Origin of the sequence: Nonomuraea composti (assembly GCF_012034275.1) — a bacterium.
Lineage (GTDB): Bacteria > Actinomycetota > Actinomycetes > Streptosporangiales > Streptosporangiaceae > Nonomuraea > Nonomuraea composti.
In genome coordinates, this window is the sequence record NZ_JAATEP010000040.1 from 37054 (window position 1) to 57405 (window position 20352).

Sequence of the window (20352 nt, forward strand, 5' to 3'; positions counted from 1 at the left end):
TCATCGGATGCGTCCCGCATCGTGCCACCCCTTCTTCTATTGACGAGTTTCGTTAACATTAGAAGGGGCACGGCAATTTCGTCAACAGGAATGGGTTTTAGAATGGGCGACGTCAACGGTGCATGGCCGGCACGCATCTCCGCCATCGCGGCGCTGGACGAGCCGACCCGGCGCCGCCTGTACGAGTTCGTGGTGCGCCAGCCGGCACCAGTGGGCCGCGACGAGGCCGCCGACGCCGTGGGCGCGCCCCGCAACACCGTCTCCTTCCACCTGGAGAAACTGGTGGCCGAGGGGCTGCTCGAAGCCGTCTACCAGCGCCGCACCGGCCGTACCGGGCCCGGCGCCGGCCGCCCCGCCAAGCTCTACCGGCGCGCCCCCGGCCAGATCGCCGTCTCGCTGCCGGACCGGCGCTACGAGACCGCCGCCCACCTGCTCGCCGACGCCCTCACGGAAGCGCAGGCCACGGGCGAGCCCCCGCGCACCGTGCTCGACCGCCGCGCCCGCGAGCTGGGCCGCGACCTCGGCCGCGACGCCCGCGGCGCGGGCACCGGCCTCGCGCAGGCCCTGGAGGCCCTCGGTTTCGAGCCGCGCGACTGCGGCGACACGATCGCCCTGGTCAACTGCCCCTTCCACACCCTCGCCCAGCAGCACACCGAGCTGGTCTGCGGCATGAACCTGTGCCTGCTCACCGGCCTGCTCGAAGGTCTCGCCGCGACGGACGTCACGGCCCGCCTGGAGCCGGCCCCGGAGCACTGCTGCGTCCGCCTCCACCCGGCCGGCCACGATTCCCACTGAGCCCGCGCTTACCCGCGACAAGAGGCTACTTGCGTGACTATTGTTATTGCGAGTTATATGCAAGTAAGAACTCTTGGAAGGTAGCCACCATGGCCGAGTACGTCCTGCCGGACATGCCCTACGACTACGCGGCGCTGGAGCCCGCGATCACCGGCGAGATCCTCGAACTGCACCACGCCAAGCACCACGCCGCCTACGTCAAGGGCGCCAACGACACCCTGGAGCGGCTGGCCGAGGCGCGCGACAAGGGCGAGTTCGGCGGGCTGGTCGGGCTGGAGAAGACGTTCGCGTTCAACCTGTCCGGTCACGTGCTGCACACGATCTTCTGGCAGAACCTGTCCCCCGACGGCGGCGACCGCCCCGACGGCGAGCTGGGCGAGGCGATCACCGAGCACTTCGGCTCGTTCGACGCGTTCAAGAAGCAGCTCACCACCGCCACCGCCACCGTGCAGGGCTCCGGCTGGGGCGTGCTCGCGTGGGAGCCGCTCGGCCGCCGCCTCGTGGTCGAGCAGGTCTACGACCACCACGGCAACGTCGGCATGAACACCACCCCGCTGCTCGTCTTCGACGCCTGGGAGCACGCCTACTACCTGCAGTACCGCAACGTCCGCCCGGACTACGTGGAGAAACTGTGGGGCCTGATCAACTGGAATGACGTCATCGCCCGTTACGACGCCGCCCGCGGCGCCTGACGCACCCCCGAACCGGCGACGCCCGCCTGGCCGCAGCTTGGTCCGCGGGGCCAGGCGGGCGCCGTCCCTCGTGCGGGTGCGTCTCAGGGGCGCAGGGTGGCGAACAGCCCTCGGGCGCGGGTGCCGTCCGCCGCGGTCCAGGAGCCGGCGACGTGGCCGATCGCCCCCGCCGGCGCGGCGTCCTCACCAGGACGCAGGACGCGGTGCAGGCGGAGGGCCGGGCCGGACGGCGCGGCCAGCACGGTCCCCTCCTCGTCGTCGCTGGCGACGTGCCCCTTGAAGGCGAGCGGACCGCCGGCACAGGAGCGGGTGACATCCTGATCGAGGGTGTCGCTGGCGTTCTGGTCCTGCGCCTGCACGCGGCCCTCGATCAGCGCCAGCAGCTGCGCGACCAGCACCGGGTCCCGCATGCCGTCGTACGCCCAGCGCCGCCCCAGCACGCCGTGCTCCATGGTGCCGACCAACGCGTGCTCGGCCCCGTCGAGCGGCGCGCCGCGGTAGGTGAGCGGCACCAGGTAGGAGCCCGGCCCGGCGGCGTCGGTGACCACCAGGAACTCGATCCCGACCGCCCCCTCCGGGTCGTCCAGCCGGAAGCCGCCGGCCTTGGCCGGCTCGGGGCGCCCGGCCGCGCCGCCGCGGTACCACGGGCGGGACGGCAGCCAGGAGGTCAGCAGCTCCAGCTTGGTCGGCTTGAGGACGGTGTGGTGAATGACGGCCATGGCAGATCATCGCTTTCGGTCGAGCGTCATGATCCGCCCATCCTCCCATCCGGCCCCCGGCCTGCCCCGGTCAGAGCTTGAGGTGGGCGAGGTCCACCGCGCCGGCCATGGCGCGGGCGCCGGCGTCGTTGAGGTGCATGCCGTCCCCCGAGTCGAAGCCGGGCCGGATGAAGTCGGGTTTCCCGGGGTCCGCGACGGCCTCGGCGACGTCGAAGACCGCGTCGAAGGCGCCGCCCGTGCGGATCCAGTCGTTGACCTCGCGGCGCGCGGCCAGCCCCTCCGGGGTGCTGATGCCGGGGTAGATCGCGCCGCCGAACGGCCCGATCGTGGCGGCCAGCACGGTCAGGCCCGCCGCCCGCACCCGTCCGGCCAGCTCCGTGAACCCGCCGATCAGGTCGCCGGCGGTCGCGGGCGGCAGGCCGGCCATGCCCGGCAGGCCGAGGTCGTTGATGCCGAGGTTCACCAGGACGTGCGTGGCGCCGGGCACCGCCAGGGCGTCGCGCTCCAGGCGGGCCAGGGCGTGCTCGCCGACCTCGTCCACCAGCAGCCGGTTGCCGGCGATGCCCTGGTTGACCACCCAGCCGCGCTCCAGGCGGGCGTTCAGCGCGTCCACCGAGCGCCGGTCGGCGCTCATCGTGGTGCCCACCCCCTCGAACCACGAGTCGCCGAACGCGACCACGATCGCCGTGCCGCGCGGCGCGTGCACGTCCACGCCGGACACGTAGAAGCGGGCGGGCACCTGCTCGGCTCCGGGCAGGTCAGGGGCGCCCGCCTGGTCGCCGGGTACGACGTAGGCGACCTCCATCGGCTGGTGGGAGTAGGTGGCCGGCTCCGTCTCCCCCGGCAGGTACAGGCTGAGCATCAGGTGCGTGCCGGCCGCCACGGCCAGCTCGGCCGGGTCGGCGACGATCTCGCCGCCCGCCGGGATCGTCACCTCGGCGGCGCCGCCGAACCGCACCTCGCGCTCGGTCTCCGGGACGATCCCGCCGCCGGCCGCGCGCAGGGCCACGCGGGCGGCGCCGATCGTCAGCGGGGCGCGGCCGTAGCGGTTGGTGAGCCGGAGGCGGACGCGCTCGCCGCCGCCGGCCATCAGGAGCGGCTGGCGTACCGTCTGGTCGCGGAAGCCGCGCGGCTCGGCCAGCTTGATCTCCTCGTACGGGCTGATCACGCCCGAGCGGAAACCCGCCACCCACGCGAGCCGGTCGTCACCACTGGACATCGTCATGAACGTGCTCCCCCAAAAGGTTCACGGACGGCCATAGGGGGCCGCCCCCGACCAGCCTGGAGCAGGCGCCGCGCCGGAGCCAGGGTCCGCCCGTCCTACCCAAGCGGGCCGTTATGTACGCTCGTACACATGACTTCGAACGTGGACGACCGCACGATGCGGGAGCGCATGCTCGCCGGTGACCTCTACCTGGCCGACGACCCGGAGCTGGCCGAGCACCTGCTGCGGGCCGAGGAGCTGATGGAGGCGTACAACTCTTCGCCGGCCCGCGACCCGCAGGCCCGGCGGCGGCTGCTGGCCGAGCTGCTGGGTGCGGTGGGCGAGGGCACGGTGATCCGGCCGCCGCTGCGGGTCGACTACGGCAGCAACCTGCGCATCGGCGCCCGCTCGTTCGCCAACTACGGCCTCGTCGCCCTCGACGTCGCGCCGATCACCATCGGCGACGACGTGCAGATCGGGACGAACGTGCAGCTCATGACGCCGACGCACCCGATCGATCCGGAGCTGCGGCGCGCCAAGTGGGAGGCCGCGCGGCCGATCACCATCGGCGACAACGTGTGGCTGGGCAGCGGCGCGATCGTGCTGGCCGGGGTGACGATCGGCGGCAACACGGTGGTCGGGGCGGGCGCGGTGGTCACCCGCGACCTGCCGCCGAACGTCGTCGCGGTCGGCAACCCCGCCCGCGTGATCCGGACGATCGAGCCGGGCGAGGCACCGGACGCGACGGCGAGCACGCCTTGAGCGGCGTGCCGGACCCGGCGGTGAGCATCCCGCGAGCGGCCCCGCCGGACGCGACGGTGACCATCCCGTGAGCGGCCCCGCCGCGCGGAGGCGGGCGCGCCGGCACGACCCCGGCCGGCGGGACCGGCTGATCGACGCCGCGCTCGCGGTCATCGCCGAGCGCGGCGTCGCCGGCACGACGCACCGGGAGATCGCCCGCGCCGCGGACGTGCCGCTGGGCTCGATGACCTACCACTTCTCCTCGCTGGAGGAGGTGCTCGCCGAGGCGTTCACCCGGCACGCCGACGCGGTCGCGCGCGTGTTCGACGAGCGGCTGAGCACCGCGCGCGACCGCGACGAGGCGGCCGAGGCCGTCGTCACGCTGGTGTCGGACAGCCTGCTCGGCTCGCCGGCCGACCTCGTCCTCTCCGTGGAGCTGTACGTGGCCGCGGCCCGCAACCCGGCCCTGCGGGCCGTCACACAGGCGTGGATGGCCCGCAGCCGCCGGGCGCTGGAGCGCCACTTCGACCCCACCACCGCCAGGGAGCTCGACGCGCTCATCGAAGGGCTGGTGCTGCACAGCGCCCTGTCGACCGACCCGATGACGCCGGAGCAGATCCGCCACGCCGTCCTGCGGTACCTGCGCTGACGGGGCGTCAGGCGGTGGCCGCCCGCCATTCGGGGGCGAGCACGGACCAGACCTCCACGTCGTAGCGCTCGCCCCGGTGCAGGTAGCTCTGGCGCAGCACGCCGTCCCTGCTCATGCCGAGGCGCCGCGCGACCGCGATGCTGGCCTCGTTGGCGGCGGCGGCCAGCCATTCCACCCGGTGGATGCCGCGCTCCTCGACGGCCCAGTCGATGATCAGGCGGGCCGCCCTGGTGACGAGCCCCTTGCCGACGCCGGCCGGCTCCAGCCAGCAGCCGGCCTCGGCGGTGCCCATCCTGAGGTCCATCGTCCGGAACAGGACGCCGCCGACGAGGGTGCCGCCGGTCCAGATGCCGTAGATGCGGGCGGTGTCGGCGGCGGCCTTGTCCGCGTACGACTGCAGGAACGCCCGGCTGGACGCCTCGTCCACCACCGCGTCGGCCAGCGCGATGAAGCGCCCGATGAACTCGCGGCCCCGCTCCATGTGGGCCAGGAACTCCTGGGCGTGCCACGGCTCCAGCGGGCGCAGCACCGCGCCGTCGTCTCCCAGGGGGGTCGCGAACATCAAGCAGCTCCTTTCCGGCTTCGGACCGACCAATATACGCACATCGGGCGGCGACCCCTTTCCGTGAAACTTTCACGTACCCCGTTCCGTGCTGCAAACCGCTGCGTTTCTGCAATCGGTTGTTGCAGGCAAACCGACGCGACCAGGCATGACACCGCGAATGGTTTGCAGTTTTACCTCGCTGTATTGACGTTTCCTCCAGGTAACGTCAGTGTGCTTGCAACCGGTTGGCACGACGGCCCACCCCTATGGAATGGATGAGAACGTGCGCAACAACCAGCTCTTAGCACGGCGGCTGGCGGTCGTGGCGACCGCCGGTCTGCTCGCCACCGGCGGCCTGATCGCCGCGTTCAACCTGCCCGCCTCGGCGGCTCCGTCCAGCGGCAACTACACCTTGGTCAACGCCGGCAGCGGCCTGTGCGCCGCCGTTCCCGGGCAGAGCACCGCCGACGGCGTGCAGCTCGTGCAGAGCGCGTGCGCGGAAGGCCCCGGGCAGGTCTTCACGCTCACCGCCTCCGGCGGCACGTACCAGATCAAGGCCGAGCACAGCGGCAAGTGCGCGGGCGTCCGCGACGCCTCCACCAGCGCGGGCAAGGCCGTGGAGCAGCAGACCTGCACCGGAGCCGCCTCGCAGACCTGGCAGCTCGTCGCCTCGGGCGCCGGCTACCGGGTGGTCAACGCCAACGGCGGCAAGTGCCTCAACGTCAAGGACAGCTCGACGGCGGCCGGCGCCGTCCTGCAGCAGAACTCCTGCGACTCGGTGGCCACCAAGCAGTGGACGCTGCGCCCCGCCGGGAGCGGCCCGACGACCAGCCCCACCCCCACCGTGACCCCCACCGTGACCCCGACCGTGACCCCGCCACCCACCGGCGACACCCTGTACGTGGCCCCGGGCGGCAAGGACGGCGCGACCGGCACGCAGGCCGACCCGACCACGCTGACCTCGGCCATCACCAGGATCGCCGCCGGCGGAACGATCTACCTGCGCGGCGGCACCTACAACTTCTCTCAGACGGTCACCATCGCGCCCGGCAACAACGGCACCGCGAGCGCCCGCAAGAAGCTGTCGGCCTACCCGGGCGAGACCCCGGTGCTGAACTTCTCGGCGCAGAGCGAGGACCCGGCCAACCGGGGCCTGGCCGTGAACGGCTCGTACTGGCACGTGTACGGCGTGGTCGTCGAGCGCGCCGGTGACAACGGCATCTTCGTCGGCGGCAGCAACAACATCCTGGAGCGCACCGTGACGCGCTACAACCGCGACACGGGCCTGCAGCTGTCGCGCATCGCCTCCGACACGCCCAACAGCCAGTGGCCGGCCGACAACCTCATCCTCAGCGCGCTGTCGCACGACAACGCCGACTCCGACGGCGAGGACGCCGACGGCTTCGCCGCCAAGCTCACCGTCGGCTCCGGCAACGTCTTCCGCTACGCGGTGGCCCGCAACAACATCGACGACGGCTGGGACCTCTACACCAAGACCGACACCGGCCCCATCGGCCCGGTCACGATCGAGGACTCCCTGTCGTACGACAACGGCACGCTCAGCGACGGCAGCCAGGCCGGCAACGGCGACCGCAACGGCTTCAAGCTGGGCGGCGAGGACATCGGCGTCAACCACGTCATCCGCCGCAACATCGCCTACCACAACGGCAAGCACGGCTTCACCTACAACCGCAACCTGGGCACGATGGCGATCACGGACAACGTGAGCATCGACAACGCCGAGCGCAACTTCTCCTTCGACGGGGGCAGCTCGGTGTTCCGCGGCAACACCTCGTGCCGCAGCAGCAGCGGCACCAACGACAAGATCGTCGGTGACGCCGACGGCTCCAACCAGTTCTGGACCGGCACGAACGGCTCCCGCTGCGCGTCCTACGCGGGCACGCTGCGCTGGTCGTTCGCCTCGGACGGCCGGCTCGTCGTGACGTTCGGCTGACGTCCCTCCGGGGCGGGCTCGGAAACTCCGGAACGGACTAGGAACTCCGGGGCGGGCTCGGGCGCCCGCCCCGGAGCACGTCCCGGGGCACGTCCCGGGGCACGGACGGGACTGTCAGGCGAGGACGGGGAAGTTGGCGCGCAGGACGCCGTGCGGGTCGCGGGCCCGCTTGATGTCCCGCAGCCGCGCCAGGTCCCCCTCCGTGAAGGCCGCCACCGCGCGGTCGCCCGGCCCCAGCATCGTGTACGGCTTGCGCCCGCTGACCAGCGCCCCCAGCTCGCCGGCGAAGCGTTCCTGCCGGGCGCCCACGGCGGCCGACAGCTCCGGATTGAGCGCGAGGCCGAGCAGGTAGAGCAGGTACGGCTCCGTGACGGGCCCGCTCGGCCCCGCGCCCGGGCGGGCGCCGGCGAGGGCGCCGCCCAGGTGCCTGACCTGCACGGCGAGCACCGGCTCCAGCGGCGTGTCCAGCAGCACCTTCGCCGCCGCGTCGTCGAGGCCGGTGAGCAGCTCGGCGCGGGAGCGGCTGAGCGACGGGTCGGTGGGCTCGTCGGTGATGGCGCCCAGGCTCGCGACGGGCAGCGGGCCCCGCTTGTCGGCGAGCACGTCGTCGATCTTGTCCAGGCGGGCGAGCAGCGCGCGGCCCTCGCCCTCCTCGCCGAGGAAGGCGACGTCCACGGCCACCATGGGCGGGCCCTGCGGGAACTGGAAGCGGTTGAACCACACCGACAGCTCGTCGGGTGCCTCGGCGGTGATCTCGCGGAACGCCTCGAACACCTCGCGGGTGCGGTGGCCCGGCCACATCATCCGGCCTCCGTACAGGGCGGGCGCCGGGTGCAGGCCGAACTCGATCGCCGTCACCACGGCGAAGTCGCCGCCGCCGCCGCGCAGCGCCCAGAACAGGTCCGGGTCGGAGTCGGCGGTCACCGTGGCGGGCTCGCCGTCCGGGCGCACCACCTCGAACGCGCGCACGCTGTCGGCCGCGAACCCGTACCGGCGGCCGAACCAGCTCAGGCCGCCGCCGAGCGTGTAGCCGGTCACGCTCACGACCGGGCTGCTGCCGGCGAGGCCGGTCAGGCCGAGCGGGCCGGTCGCGGCCAGCGCCTCGCCCCATCTGACGCCGGCGCCCACCCTGGCCACCCGCTCCTCCGGTCGCACGTCCACGCCGCCGAGCCGGCCGGTGCGCAGCAGGATGACGCCGTCGGTGTCGCCCGAGGCGCCGTGGCCGCTGGGCTGCGCGGCCACGGTCAGGCCGGTCCTGGCCGCGTACCGGACCGTGTCCGCCACGCCGTCAACGTCGGCGGGCTCCACGACGGCGGCCACCGGCTGGCGCACCGACCGGTTCCACGGCTTCGCCGCCTCCTCGAAACCGTCGTCGCCCGGGAGCAGCACCCGGCCTCGTACCGCGGCGCGCAGATCCGTGTTCGTCATGTCTCTCCCTCTCATCACTGGCCCCGGTCGGTCCCGGGGCACGGATATGACGGATCCCGCGCGGGAAGTGTGACCCGCCGCGCGCAAATACTCTTTTGCCGCCGTGTCTCCCGTACGGCATATTGCGGCGGATGGAACGCCAGCTGATCAGCCATCTCGCCCACGCCGACCACCCCATTGCCGCGCCCGTCAGTGAGGAGAGCCTGGAGCGGCTGCTCGTGCGGGCGCGGCCGCCCGCGCGGGCCCGCATCCTCGACCTGGGCTGCGGCTCGGCGGCGTGGCTGGTCAGGGCCCTGTCGCTCTACCCCGATGCGACGGCCGACGGGGTGGACATCTCCGACACCGGGTTCGCCGAGGCCGTCAAGGAGGCCGGGCGGCGCGGGGTGGCCGACCGGCTGCGGCTGCACCACGGCCCCGCCGCCGACTTCGCCGCCGACGAGCCGTACGACCTGGTGCTGTGCGTGGGCGCCACGCACGCCTTCGGCGGCTTCGCGCCGGCCCTGGACGCCGTGCGCGGCCACCTGCGGCCCGCTGGGCTCGCGCTGGTCGGCGAGGGCTTCTGGGAGCGGCCGCCCACGCCCGAGCTGCTCGCCCTGCTCGACGCCGAGCCCGGCGAGTACGCCGGCCTGGCCGGGACGGTGCAGCGGGCGGAGGGCGCCGGGTACGCCACCGTTCACGCGCACACCAGCACGCTCGGCGAGTGGGACGAGTACGAGTGGTCCTGGACCGGCAGCCTCACCCGCTGGGCCCTCGACCATCCCGGCCCGGACGGCGAGGCGGCGCTGTCGGCCGCCCGCGAGCATCGTGACATGTGGCTGAAGGGGTATCGGGGCGTGCTGGGGTTCGTCACGCTCCTGCTGCGCCGGGCCTGACGCCCTCTCACTCGCGCAGGAACGTCGTGACCAGGTCGCGGTAGGTGTCCGGGCGGTCGTGGGCGAGGTCGTGGCCGGCGCCGTCGATCGCGTGGAAGACGGCGTTCGGGAGCACGTCGGCGTACTCGCGGGCCACCTCGGGGCGCAGGTAGTCGCACGTGCCGCGCAGCACCAGCACGGGCACCGCCACCTCGCGCAGCGCGGGGCGGGGGTCGGGGGCGCGGCGGGCGTCGTTCGCGCTCATCGCGTTGGCCCAGAAGCCCGCCCCCGCCGGGCGCTGCCGCAGCGGGCGTCCCGGGCATCCGGAGCTCAGGTCGAGGTCGCCGACGAGCGACTCGAACTCGCCGTCCATCGCCTCGTCCGGCAGCAGGGCGTGGGTGACACGCGGGCCCGCGAGCTGGATGAGCAGGTGCGCGAGCAGCAGGCGCGGGTGCCGATCGCGCACCGCCGTGTCCTGGTCGCGCAGCCCGCTGTCGGTGAGCTGCCGGTTGCCGGGGTAGGCGGGGGACCACATGGTGCCGGGCGAGGCGACGACCGCGCGGGCCACCCGGTCCGGGTGCGCGGCCAGGTACGCGGCGGTGAGCTGGGCGCCCCAGGAGACGCCGGCCAGCACGACGCGCTCGGCGCCGGTCGCGGCCCTGACGGCGTCGAGGTCGGCGACGTGGCGGGCGAGGGTGTAGCCGGTGACGTCGGGCAGGCGGCTGGAGCGGCCGGCGCCGACCTGGTGGTAGGCGTACACGTCGAAGCCTTCGGCGGCGAGGGCGGGCGCGAGCGGCGACGGCTCGGTGTCGGGCGCGCCCGGGCCGCCGTGTACGAGGATCACCGGCGTGTCCCTGCGCCGCTCGCCCCGCGCGGGGGTGCGCGTGTAGGCGATGCGCGAGCCAGTGGGCAGGTCCCAGTGACCGGTGCCCGGCCCGGCCGCCATCGGGGTGGACGGCGGGCCGCCGAACAGCAGGCCGCCGACGGGAATCGCGGCCACGGCCAGCTCGACGGCGGCGACCGCGACCGGCACCGCGCCCCGCGCCAAGGGCGAGCCTGTCACGTGGCGCATCGCCGACCGGCACATCCACCACGCGACCCCGCCCATCGCCGCCGCGCCCGCGGTCAGGGCGACGTACCGGTTGCCGGTCACGGCGGCGCCGGCCCACAGCGCGCCGAGCCCCGCCGCGAGCCCGGCCGGAAGTGTCAGGACGATGAGCAGCCCCGCCGCCGCCTTCGCTCGCACGCCCGCACGCATCGCCGCTCCAAGGGTTGGCGTCTGTGATCCAGCGTAGGGCGCCGGTGATCGCGGTGCGCGGGGTCGCTGCGATCAGGGGGCGGACGGGGTGATGTTGAAGTTGTCGCGGAACACGTTCGCCGGGTCGTAGCGGCGCTTGAGCGCGCGCAGGCGGCTCAGCGTCGGCTCCGGGTACGCCTCCTCGACGCGCTCGGGCCGCTGGTCGGTCTCGAAGTTGATGTACTGGCCGGAGAAGTGGTGCAGCATGCCGTCCCACATCTCGTCGAGGGCCCGCCGGCCGGGGCCGAACGCCACGAGCGAGAAGTTCGCCGAGCGGCCCGCGTACGCGGTCGCGTCCGGGGGCACGTCGGAGGCGGCGCCGCCGGCGGCGCGGATCTGGAAGAAGTACGTGCGGCCGCTCGCCACGAGCCGCGCCGCCGCGGCGGCCAGCTCCGGCGTGAGGTGGTCGGCGAGGCCCGCCCTGGTCACGGGCTCGCCCTGGGCGTCGTGCGGGCCGTGCGGCACCTGCATGATCGCCTCGTACGGCAGCACCTGGATCGCGTGGTCCAGCAGCGGAGCCGTGGCGGCGATCGGCTGCAGCCGGTCGATGATCGTCTCGGCGTCGCCGGAGTGCACGACCGCCATGATCTGGGCGATGAGCGGCTGCCCCGGGCGGGCCTGGCCGATGATGAGCGAGCTCGTCAGGTCGCGCGGGGCCGCCTCCATGACGGCGCCCCACCGCTGCAGGAAGCCCGCCGTGTCGGTGGCGTCCAGCACGAACTGGCCGAACCCGACCTCGCCGCCCTCGTGCGCCTCGAACTCGAACGCGGTGACGATCCCGAAGTTCGCCCCCGCGCCGCGTACCGCCCAGAACAGCTCGGCGTTCTCCTCGTCGTCGGCGTGCACGAGGCCGCCGTCGGCCAGCACGATGTCCACGGCGCGCAGGCGGTCGATCGTCAGCCCGTACTCGCGGACGAACCAGCCGATGCCGCCCGCCGTGGCCAGGCCGCCGACGCCCACCCCGCCGTAGTCGCCGGAGGTGAGCGCCCAGCCGTGCGGGGCGAGCGCGGCGGCGACGTCGCCCCACCGGGCGCCCGGGCCGACGCGGATGCGGCGGGTGGCCTTGTCGACCAGCTCGACGGAGTCGAGGCGGGACACGTCGATGACGATGCCGCCGTTGCTGGTCGAGCGGCCGCTGATGCCGTGCCCGCCGCTGCGGATCGACAGCTTGACCGGCTGCGTACGGGCGTAGCGCACGGCCTGGCCCACCTCCTCCGGCGTGCCGGGCCGCAGGACGAGGCCGGGCGAACCGCCACGCAGGTACGTGGAGCGGACGCGGGCGTAGGCGGCGTCCCCCGGCTCGACGGCCGAGGCGGCGAGGGCTTCGGGGACGGCGTCGTAGTCGATGCCCTCGCGGCGGTGGCGGCGGACGAACACGCTGCGCGGAGTCCGGCCGGCGACCTCTCCCCTGGCCGCGCGCAGGGCCGGGGCCACCTCAGCGGCGAAGCGGCGCAGGGTCTCCTCGTCGTCGGTGGCGAGGAGCAGGGTGCTGAAGCCGCCGGTCGTGATCAGGGGGACGAACTGCCCGGAGGGGTCGGTGACGACGGTGAGGCGGCGCAGCTCGCGCGGGTCCCGCCCTTCCGCCCTGGCCGTCTCGTCGATCAGCGCGTTCGCCGCCTCGCCGGTGGGAGGGTCAGAGGTGGTGCGCAGCCAGCCGTCGGCCTTGGCGGCGACCAGGCGCAGCGCGTCCTGGTCCTCGGCGGGAGCGGCGATCCAGAGCGGGATCTCGTGCGCCGGCGCGGGGCCGCGTTCCGCGCCCGTCACGCGATGGTGCCGGCCCTCGACGTGCAGGGGCGAGCGCACGTTCGCCGCCCAGATGCCGCGGATGACGTCGATGGCCTCGTCCAGCCCGCCGGACACGCCCAGGGCCAGCTCGACGCGCCCGCCCGAGAGCAGGTCGAGGCTGGCGGCGGCCCGCGCCAGCACGGCGGCGTTGCCCACCGGGCCCGCCGTTCCGGGAGCGCCCGCGAGCAGGCGGACGCGTTCGGTGCGGGCGGCGACCCAGCTCAGGAACGTCCACGGGTCGACGCCCGCGGGCTCGTCCCGGACGGCGACAAGATCGTAGCCCAGCTCCTCAGCGAGCCGCGCCCGCTGCACCGCCGCGCCGGCACCGGGCGTCAGCAGCACGCCAAGCCGCAGCGGGTGACCGTAGTCCACCGCTCATCGCCCCCCTTCCACGGTGCCGCGCTCCTTGGCGACGAGCTCGCGCACCCGGGGCGCGACCTGCTCGCCGAACGTGCGGATGGTGCCCGCGTCGTCGGCCATGAGGACGTAGCCGGACATCCCGTACTCCAGCGTGAGCACCGCGAGCTGCTCGGCCCACTGCTCGGGCGGCCCCGACAGCAGCCGGTCGCTCGGCGCGGCGCCGAAGCGGCCGGTGATGTTGAGCAGGCGGCGGATCGCGGCGGGCGCGCGCCCGGCCTCCGTCGCGGCGGCGTCGATGGTCGCGTTGGCGTCGGCGAGCTGGTCGAGGCTCTGCAGGTACGGCAGGGACGGCAGCCAGCCGTCGGCCTTGGCGCCGGTGAGGCGGAGCATCTTCGGCTTGTACGCGCCCAGCCAGATCCCGATGTCGTGCGCCGGGGCGGGCCCGCGCTTGGCGCCGTCGACCTGGTAGTAGGCGCCGTCCACGCGGAGCCTGGCCCGGTTGCCCGCGTCCCAGACGCCGCGGATGACGTCGATGGCCTCGCTGAGGGCGTCCACGGCCTGGCCGGGGCTCAGACGCCGGCCGCCCATGGCCTCGATGGCGTCCCAGAAGCCGCCCGCGCCCAGCCCGAGCTCGAACCGGCCGCCGCTCAGCAGGTCAAGGCTCGCCGCGGCCCTGGCCAGCACGGCCGGCGGGCGGAGCGGCAGGTTGATCACGTTGCCCGACAGGTGGATGCGCTCCGTGCGGGCGGCGACGTACGACAGCAGCGTCCAGGTGTCGAGGAACGCCGCCTGGTAGGGGTGGTCCTGGAAGGTCGCCAGGTCGAGCCCGGCGGCCTCCGACTCCTGTGCCAGCGCGACGACGTCCTGCGGCGAGGCGTTCGCCGGCGTGATGAAGGACCCGAACATCAGGTCGTGCCCGTAGTCAGGCATGGTGTGCTGTCCCTCCTCCGCCCGAGCCAGGCAGATGTGTTGTGGAGCAGACTATCTCCGCTCCAGACGAGTTGCACAACAGCACATTGCCTGCGGGCATTCCGGCGGGGTCAGCGCCCGTCCGTCAGCATCTCCTCGGCCACGTCACAGGGATCGGTGACGGGATCGATGTCCTGCACGTCGCGGGCCACCCGGGCCAGCAGCCGCCGGAACGTCTCGCGCTCGTCCGCGCCGAGCGCCCCGAGCAGCCGATCCTCGGCCTCCCGCACCCGCCGCTCCAGCTCCTGGAACGTGCGCTCCCCCTTGTCGGTCACCACGATCCGCCGCCGCCGGCGATCGGCCGGGTTGAGCCGGCGCTCCACCAGCCCTGCCTCCACCAGGTCGTCGAGGAGGTAGGTCAGCACGGTGCGGTCGATGCCCAGGTGGGCGGCCAGCGCGAGCTGCGTGGGATGCTCCCCGCCGACGACGGCGGCCAGCGTCTGGTAGCCGCGCGGCCCGTGCGGCAGATCGCCGATCACGGCCACGACCGTGCTCTGGTAGGCCCGCAGCAGCACCCCGAGCGTCCAGCCCAGGTTGTCACCACCTGCCTGCTCGGTGCTCATGCGCGCATCCTATCCAGGGGCGGTCATGACGGGGTGGAGCCGCCGACCCGGTTGAGGAAGGCGAGGCCGTCGAACGCCTCGGCCAGCACGGTCGGCGTGAAGGTGCGCCGGACGGTCAGGCGCCGGGCGACGGCGCCGAAGGAGCGCAGCTCGCCGGGGGCGGCGAGCCAGGCGGACACCGGCTCGGGGCGGTCGCCGCCGCGCAGGTCCACCACGTGGTCGCCGGGGCAGGCCGCGGACAGGCGGGCCTCCACGTTGCGGCCCGTGTCCGCCGGCGGGACGCGGAAGCGGACCGGGCCGCCGCGGACGAGCCGGCCGAACCGGCGCCGGTGGGCGCGGAACTCGCCGTGCCCGAACAGCAGGCCGAGCGCGTAGTACGCGGCCCCGAACGTGCGCGCCAGGTGCGTGCCCATCATGGGGGCGGCGCGGGCCCGCTTCGTGATGTGGGTGTTGTGCGCCCACACGGCGACCTTGGCGGCGGGGTCGGCCATGAGCAGGGCGACGTTCTCCGCCATGTAGCGGTCGCGGGCGACGCCGAGGGTGCGTGCCGGATCGGCGTGGGTGTACGGCCGGCTCGCCACGTCGGCGAACTGGCGCACGATCCGGGCGGGCTCGCGGGCCTCGGGCGGGCCGTGCTCGTGGACGTGCTCCTCCAGGCGCCGCGCGTCCGCCTCGACCTGCCGGTCCAGCTGCCGCAGGAACCCCGAGGCGCCGAGGTCGCCGAGCGGGCCGAGCAGCGGGGCGGCGGCCTGCCCCAGGCAGCCGCGCAGCTCCGCCAGCGCCATCATCGGATGTTGCGGGTCTATCCCGACGAAGCGGACGGGGCGGTCGGCGGTGCGGTTGTGCTCGCGCAGCCGCTGGAGCACCGTCAGCATCTCGGCGGTGTTCAGCGTCCAGAAGCCCAGCCCGGCCAGCGCCTCGCGGGGATCGCCGGGGCCGCCGGCGGTGTAGGCGTCCACGGCCCGCGCGGCGGCGGCGCTCGCCTCGATGGCGAGCGTGGTGAAGCCCAGCTCCTTGACGAGGAACTCCGTCAGCCGCCACCTGAGCAGGAAGAACTCCGCGCTGCCGTGCGTGGCCTCGCCCAGCCCCACCAGCCGCACGCCCCCGAACGCGGCCTTCAGCGGCCGGAGCCCGGCCGGGCCGGCGCCCGGGTCGAGACTCGCGAGCGGCACGGCCCGGGCCGCCAGCCACTCCGTCACGTCGTCCGGCACGACTCCACACTACGGCGCGGGAGGCAGCCGCAGCGCGATCACCGCGATGTCGTCCAGGCCCGTGGTGGGCAGGCCGCTGAGCAGGTTGTCGCAGAAGGCGTCGATCGGCTCGGCCGCCAGCGTGCCCGCCAGCCGGCGCAGCCGCTCCAGCCCCCGGTCCAGGTGCTCGCCCGCGCGCTCCACGAGACCGTCCGTGTACAGCAGGAACGTGCTGCCCGGCGGCAGCGGCCGGACCTCCGATGCGCACATGCCCTCGTGCCGGAAGCCCAGCAGCGGGCTGGTCGCGCCGTCCAGGAAGGAGCTCTCCCCGTCGGCGCTGACGAGCAGGGGCGGCGGATGGCCCGCGACGGCGTAGTGCAGCCGGTGGCCGCCCCCATCGGCCTTCTCGACGCGGGCCAGCACGCACGTGGCCGTCACCTCCTCCGCCAGTGACTCCATCGCCAGGTTGAGGCGGGTCAGGATCTCGCCGGGAGGTTCGCAGCGGTCCATCGCGAGAGCGCGCAGCATGTTGCGGAGCTGGCTCATGACGACGGCGGCGCCCAGGTCGTGGCCGGCCACGTCACCGATGGCCACGACGGTCACCCCGTCGGGCAGCACGAACGAGTCGTACCAGTCGCCGCCCACCTCCGCCGCCGACGGGCTCGCCTGGTAGCGGGCCGTGATCTCCAGGTCCGGCAGGCGCGGCGGCTCGGCGAGCAGGCTGTGCTGCAGGGCCAGCGCGACCTGCTGAGCACGCTGGAAGCGGATGGCGTTGCTCAGCGCGTCGTGCGCGTGGTCGAAGATCTCGCCCAGCACCTCGATGTCGTCCCAGCCGATCGGCGCCCGGTCCCCGCAGGTCACGGCGCTGACGACGGCGGGGACCGCGCCGTCCACGACGACGGGCAGCGTCAGCAGGCTGTTGGCCTCGTTCGCCTCCAGCCACGCCTGGAACTCGGCGGGCGCGAGATTGTCCGGCGGCACGCCCTTCGGGAAGATCTTCAGCAGCGGGCGCCGCTGCCGCACGGCCCTGACCAGCGCGTTGTCGGCGGGCAGATGCTCCTCACTGTACGGCGGCAGCCGCCGCAGGCCGCTACGGGCGGCGGTGGCCAGCCGCTCCACCACGAACGGCACCCCCGCCTGCCTGATGCTGGTCAGGTCGGTGATGAGGTGCACGCCGCAGCCGTCGGCCAGCTCCGGGACGATCACGTCGGCGAGCGCACCCAGCATCTCCGGCAGGCTCGTGAGGTCGGCCGTGGCCGCGTTCGCCCGGTCGAGGATCTGCTGGCGCCGCCGGTCGCGCCACTGCTGCTCGATGTCGGTGCAGGTGCCCACCCACTCGACGATCCGGCCGTTCTCCCTGATCGGCACGGCCTGCGCGCGGAAGTGCCGGTAACAGCCGTCGGCGGTGCGCAGCCGGTAGACCTGCTCCCAGACGTCCGCGCCGCCGCGCACGGCCCGCCACCACGCCTCCATCGTCGGAGCGCGGTCGTCGGGGTGCAGCATCCGCTGCCAGCCGTGCCCGCGGAACTCCTCCCACGGCTGGCCCGTCACCCGCCGCCAGCTCGGGCTCGGCTCGATCACCTCGCCCTCCGGGCCGGCCACCCAGATGATCTCCGCGCTGACCCGCATCAGGCTCTCGTAGCGCCGCAGGATGCGGCTGCGCTCGTCGGCGATCGCGCGGAACTCGCGCGTGGCGTTGATCTGCTCGGTGACCTCCGTCGTCACCACCAGCACGCCGTGCTCGCCCGGCCCCAGTGAGACCCGCGACAGGCTGGAGGTGAAGAACCGCTCCTCGCCGCCGAGACGCACCGGGTCCGCGTCGAGGACCATGGGCTCGCCCGTCGCGTACACCTGGTCGAACAGCTTTCCGTAACGTTTCTGGACGAATTCGGCAAACGCCTTCTCCAGCGGGAGCCCCATCGGTCTCTCGCCGAACTGTGCCCGATACATCGCGTTCGTGTAGAGCAGCCGGTGGTCGGAGCCGCTGGTGACGGCCACTCCCACCGGTGCGGGATCGAGCACCTCGAACGCCAGGCCGCAGCGCCCGCCGTTCCTGGCCCTGCCCATCTGTGACCTCCCCCCGATGGTCACACCTCTCGCCTGTGATACCCCCCAGCAGCCTGCGGGAACGCCATCGGGGCGGCGGATCAGAGGCAGGACAGCCTGACCGGGCCGGCCGCCATGGCCTGGTCGCCCGTGGCGTTGCCGCGGCCCGTGTCGGTGATCTGCACGATCACCAGGCCGGTCGTGACCATGAGGGGCGCCGGCGCCGGGACCCACTGGCCCTGCCGCACGCTCTGGTCGAGGGTGAACTCCCCCACCGTACGCGCCTCCTCGTCGAACCCGTCGCTCACCGTGTACCAGACACGCTGCCCCGCCAGCTCCGACTTCGGGACGTAGACCGTCAGCGTGCACTGGTGCGGGCCGCGCAGGCCCGTGGTGAAACGCCACTGGAAGGAGTTGCGCGGGTTCGCATCCCCGCGCGGCTTCAGCTCCGAGAACAGGAAGCTGTCCCCGCACCCGGCTCCGGTCCAGCCGGACGCGGCGGCGTCCTTCCAGCCGTCCCGGCCCGGCATGCCGTCGATGCGCACGCTGCGCGTCGTGTCGCGCGGGCAGCCCGGCCCGGCCACCGCCGTGAACGACGGGCGGCTCTCCCGCGGCTGCGCCTTGCCGTCCTCTGTCGTCGAGATGGCGCGGAAGAGCAGGTCGTCCCGTAACGCGCCGGCCGTGGCCAGCCCCGCCACGCCGACCGCGACGAGGAGCGCCGACAGCTTGACGACGCCCCCGTCCAGCCGCAGCCGCCGGAACCGGCGCCGGGACGGCGGGCGTCCGGTCGAGTCTCCGTCGTGCGGCTTGTTGTCCAGATCCTCCCGCAGCGCGTTCCACGTCCTGGCCCACGCGTCCTGGTCGCCGCCGCACGCCCCCACGTACGCCTTCGTGACCGCCAGACTCGGCAGCCGGTCCCCCGACGCGGCCGCGGACAGTGCCGACGACGAGTAACCCGCCTTGCGCTCCATGGCCCGGTAGCTCGGATTGCCCGCCGCCATCCGCAGGTCGCGCAACCCCTGGGCGAACTCCTGGAGCGGGCCGGGCGGGACCGGGCGTTCCCGCCGGCCCCTGGTGGTGGTGTCCTGATGGATCATCGTGCCCCCTGACGAGATGAAGCTGTCGGCCCCTATTCGTGGGCGCGCGCCCGGCGGATCTCCCGATCGGCAGAGCCGGACCGCCTCGTACACGACAGCGGGGCGGCCCCCACGCTTCGGGGGCCACCCCGCACGACGAACCAGAACCTCCGGCTATCGCCGCCTGACCTTGCCGATCACGTCCACGACCGGCTCGTTACAGGTGTTGACGTACCGGACGACCACCGTGTACTTGACGCCCCTCTTCAGGAAGTCCGTCGAGTACCTGACGCGGTCCTCCAGGACCGTGTTCCTCGCCACGCGCGGCTGCGGGCGCAGCACCTCGGCGCCCTTGCGCGACACGAACACGTAGTTGACCGTGCTGAACCTCTTCAGCTTGTTCCCCGACGGGGCCAGGAACGAGTTCCGGCCGAGGACCAGCGTGCGGCCCAGGTTGTCGCCGCCGATGAAGTTCGTCGGCGCGAACCGGCCGTTGCGGACCGTCGTGCCGAACAGGCGCACGCTGCCGGGCACCCGGCAGAACTGCCGCTGCAGCTCCGGACGGAAGTACCGCTCCGGCTCCCGGTACGAGCCGAAACCGGCGCGCCTGCTGCCCGGCTGCCGCTTGATGATCCAGTCCACGATGCTGATGCCGGCCTCGCGCAGCACCTTCTCGACCGACTCCGGAACCCGCCTGCCCGCCGCCGTCGTGCTGGGCAGCTGCTGCGTCAGATCCACCTCACCCGACGAGACCGTACCGTCCTCCGCCGGCACCTGCGGCACCGTCGCACCGGGCTGCGTGGTCGTGGTGTTGTTGTTCTTGTTGCGGTTGAGCAGCTTGTCCAGCGCCTCCCTGCTCAGCTGCTTGCCCAGGTCCTTGCCGAGATCCTTGAGGAAGTCGCCGAACCCGCCCGAGCCCGAGCCGCCGCTGCCCGTGCCCGTGCCCGTGCCTGGTTGAGGCTGCGTCAGCCCGAAGTCGAACGAACTGCCGCCGGACGAACCGCCGAACCCGAACGGATCGTCCGCCTGCGCCTGCGCCGGCCCCGCGGCGAGCCCGCCACCGGCCAGCACACCGCCGACCGCCAGGCCGGCCACCGCAAGACGAAGCTTCGAAGGTGCTCTCACCTGTGTTTCCCCTCTCATGGTGACGCGCTCGGCAGGCACCGGCCCCCTGTCTTCGATCCGGAGACCCCTGCCCGGGAACCGAAACGCGTCGGAATGTTTCCAGCGACTTCCTGAGTACGGGGCTGCGCGATGACCAGCCAGGTGAGGACGTTGTCCATCGCCCCATACCGATGTCCAGGGGACGGGCTCGCCGTCACCGCCGGTCGCGCCCCTGCCCACCGTGCGGCGCTCCCGGCCTTCCTGGCCGTCCACACCTCGCCGCCTTCCAAGCACCGCCCGGCGGGGTGCGACACGATGGAGCCCGGCGCACCTAACGGCGCCCAACTGGACGACACGCGACCGGGCCTGGCGCCGACCGTCCAGC

At 73.6% G+C, this 20352-nt stretch carries 17 protein-coding genes and 1 pseudogene; 6 read left to right on the forward strand and 12 right to left on the reverse strand.

Going from position 1 to position 20352, the window contains the following annotated elements; all coding sequences use genetic code 11:
* The first annotated feature begins 102 nt into the window (after positions 1–102).
* A complete protein-coding gene (locus HCN51_RS40375; protein WP_168017332.1) occupies positions 103–795 on the forward strand; it encodes a helix-turn-helix transcriptional regulator in 693 nt (230 codons plus the stop codon).
* Between the two features lie 89 nt (positions 796–884).
* Positions 885–1487 carry a superoxide dismutase gene (locus HCN51_RS40380; protein ID WP_168017333.1) on the forward strand — a complete coding sequence of 201 codons (603 nt, stop codon included), beginning with the start codon at positions 885–887 and terminating at the stop codon, positions 1485–1487.
* Between the two features lie 83 nt (positions 1488–1570).
* On the opposite strand, the gene HCN51_RS40385 is transcribed toward HCN51_RS40380, so the two are convergent.
* Both HCN51_RS40385 and HCN51_RS40390 read right to left on the reverse strand, forming a co-directional pair.
* A complete protein-coding gene (locus tag HCN51_RS40385; protein WP_168017334.1) occupies positions 1571–2206 on the reverse strand; it encodes a maltokinase N-terminal cap-like domain-containing protein in 636 nt (211 codons plus the stop codon).
* Between the two features lie 70 nt (positions 2207–2276).
* On the reverse strand, positions 2277–3431 hold the full coding sequence (locus HCN51_RS40390) for a GDSL-type esterase/lipase family protein (protein WP_168017335.1): 1155 nt from the start codon (positions 3429–3431) through the stop codon (positions 2277–2279).
* A 129-nt stretch (positions 3432–3560) separates the two neighbouring features.
* On the opposite strand from HCN51_RS40390, the gene HCN51_RS40395 reads away from it, so the two are divergent.
* The gene (locus HCN51_RS40395; RefSeq protein WP_168017336.1) at positions 3561–4172 is read left to right on the forward strand and encodes a sugar O-acetyltransferase; all 612 of its coding nucleotides are present in this window, start codon (positions 3561–3563) and stop codon (positions 4170–4172) included.
* A 67-nt stretch (positions 4173–4239) separates the two neighbouring features.
* Positions 4240–4800: a TetR family transcriptional regulator gene (locus HCN51_RS40400; RefSeq protein ID WP_168017337.1), complete on the forward strand. Its 561-nt coding sequence runs from the start codon at positions 4240–4242 to the stop codon at positions 4798–4800.
* A 7-nt stretch (positions 4801–4807) separates the two neighbouring features.
* Here the strand turns inward: HCN51_RS40400 and HCN51_RS40405 are convergent, their stop codons facing one another.
* Entirely contained in the window at positions 4808–5362 is a 555-nt protein-coding gene (locus HCN51_RS40405; protein ID WP_168017338.1) for a GNAT family N-acetyltransferase, read from the reverse strand.
* 253 nt (positions 5363–5615) lie between these two features.
* Between HCN51_RS40405 and HCN51_RS40410 the strand changes: the two genes are divergently transcribed.
* Positions 5616–7298, forward strand: coding sequence for an RICIN domain-containing protein (locus HCN51_RS40410; protein WP_168017339.1), 1683 nt, complete (start codon positions 5616–5618; stop codon positions 7296–7298).
* Positions 7299–7412: 114 nt separating this feature from the next.
* Here the strand turns inward: HCN51_RS40410 and HCN51_RS40415 are convergent, their stop codons facing one another.
* Entirely contained in the window at positions 7413–8726 is a 1314-nt protein-coding gene (locus HCN51_RS40415) for an FAD-binding oxidoreductase (RefSeq protein WP_168017340.1), read from the reverse strand.
* Between the two features lie 131 nt (positions 8727–8857).
* Between HCN51_RS40415 and HCN51_RS40420 the strand changes: the two genes are divergently transcribed.
* Positions 8858–9598, forward strand: a complete 741-nt coding sequence (locus HCN51_RS40420; RefSeq protein ID WP_168017341.1) for an SAM-dependent methyltransferase — start codon at positions 8858–8860, stop codon at positions 9596–9598.
* A 7-nt stretch (positions 9599–9605) separates the two neighbouring features.
* Here HCN51_RS40420 and HCN51_RS40425 read toward each other — a convergent pair whose 3' ends face one another.
* The 8 genes and pseudogenes from HCN51_RS40425 to HCN51_RS40460 form a co-directional block, all read right to left on the reverse strand.
* A complete protein-coding gene (locus tag HCN51_RS40425; protein ID WP_168017342.1) occupies positions 9606–10835 on the reverse strand; it encodes an alpha/beta fold hydrolase in 1230 nt (409 codons plus the stop codon).
* 72 nt (positions 10836–10907) lie between these two features.
* Entirely contained in the window at positions 10908–13031 is a 2124-nt protein-coding gene (locus HCN51_RS40430; protein ID WP_168017343.1) for an LLM class flavin-dependent oxidoreductase, read from the reverse strand.
* A 27-nt stretch (positions 13032–13058) separates the two neighbouring features.
* A pseudogene (locus HCN51_RS40435) lies at positions 13059–13949 on the reverse strand (LLM class flavin-dependent oxidoreductase); the annotation flags it as partial.
* Between the two features lie 110 nt (positions 13950–14059).
* Positions 14060–14551, reverse strand: coding sequence for a MarR family winged helix-turn-helix transcriptional regulator (locus tag HCN51_RS40440; protein ID WP_168017345.1), 492 nt, complete (start codon positions 14549–14551; stop codon positions 14060–14062).
* A gap of 23 nt (positions 14552–14574) precedes the next feature.
* Positions 14575–15762 (reverse strand): erythromycin esterase family protein, encoded by a 1188-nt coding sequence (locus HCN51_RS40445; protein WP_168017346.1) that lies wholly within the window; start codon positions 15760–15762, stop codon positions 14575–14577.
* Positions 15763–15771: 9 nt separating this feature from the next.
* Positions 15772–17808: a SpoIIE family protein phosphatase gene (locus tag HCN51_RS40450; RefSeq protein WP_168017347.1), complete on the reverse strand. Its 2037-nt coding sequence runs from the start codon at positions 17806–17808 to the stop codon at positions 15772–15774.
* Between the two features lie 80 nt (positions 17809–17888).
* On the reverse strand, positions 17889–18884 hold the full coding sequence (locus tag HCN51_RS40455) for a hypothetical protein (RefSeq protein WP_168017348.1): 996 nt from the start codon (positions 18882–18884) through the stop codon (positions 17889–17891).
* 153 nt (positions 18885–19037) lie between these two features.
* Positions 19038–19988: a hypothetical protein gene (locus tag HCN51_RS40460; RefSeq protein WP_168017349.1), complete on the reverse strand. Its 951-nt coding sequence runs from the start codon at positions 19986–19988 to the stop codon at positions 19038–19040.
* Positions 19989–20352: the final 364 nt, after the last annotated feature.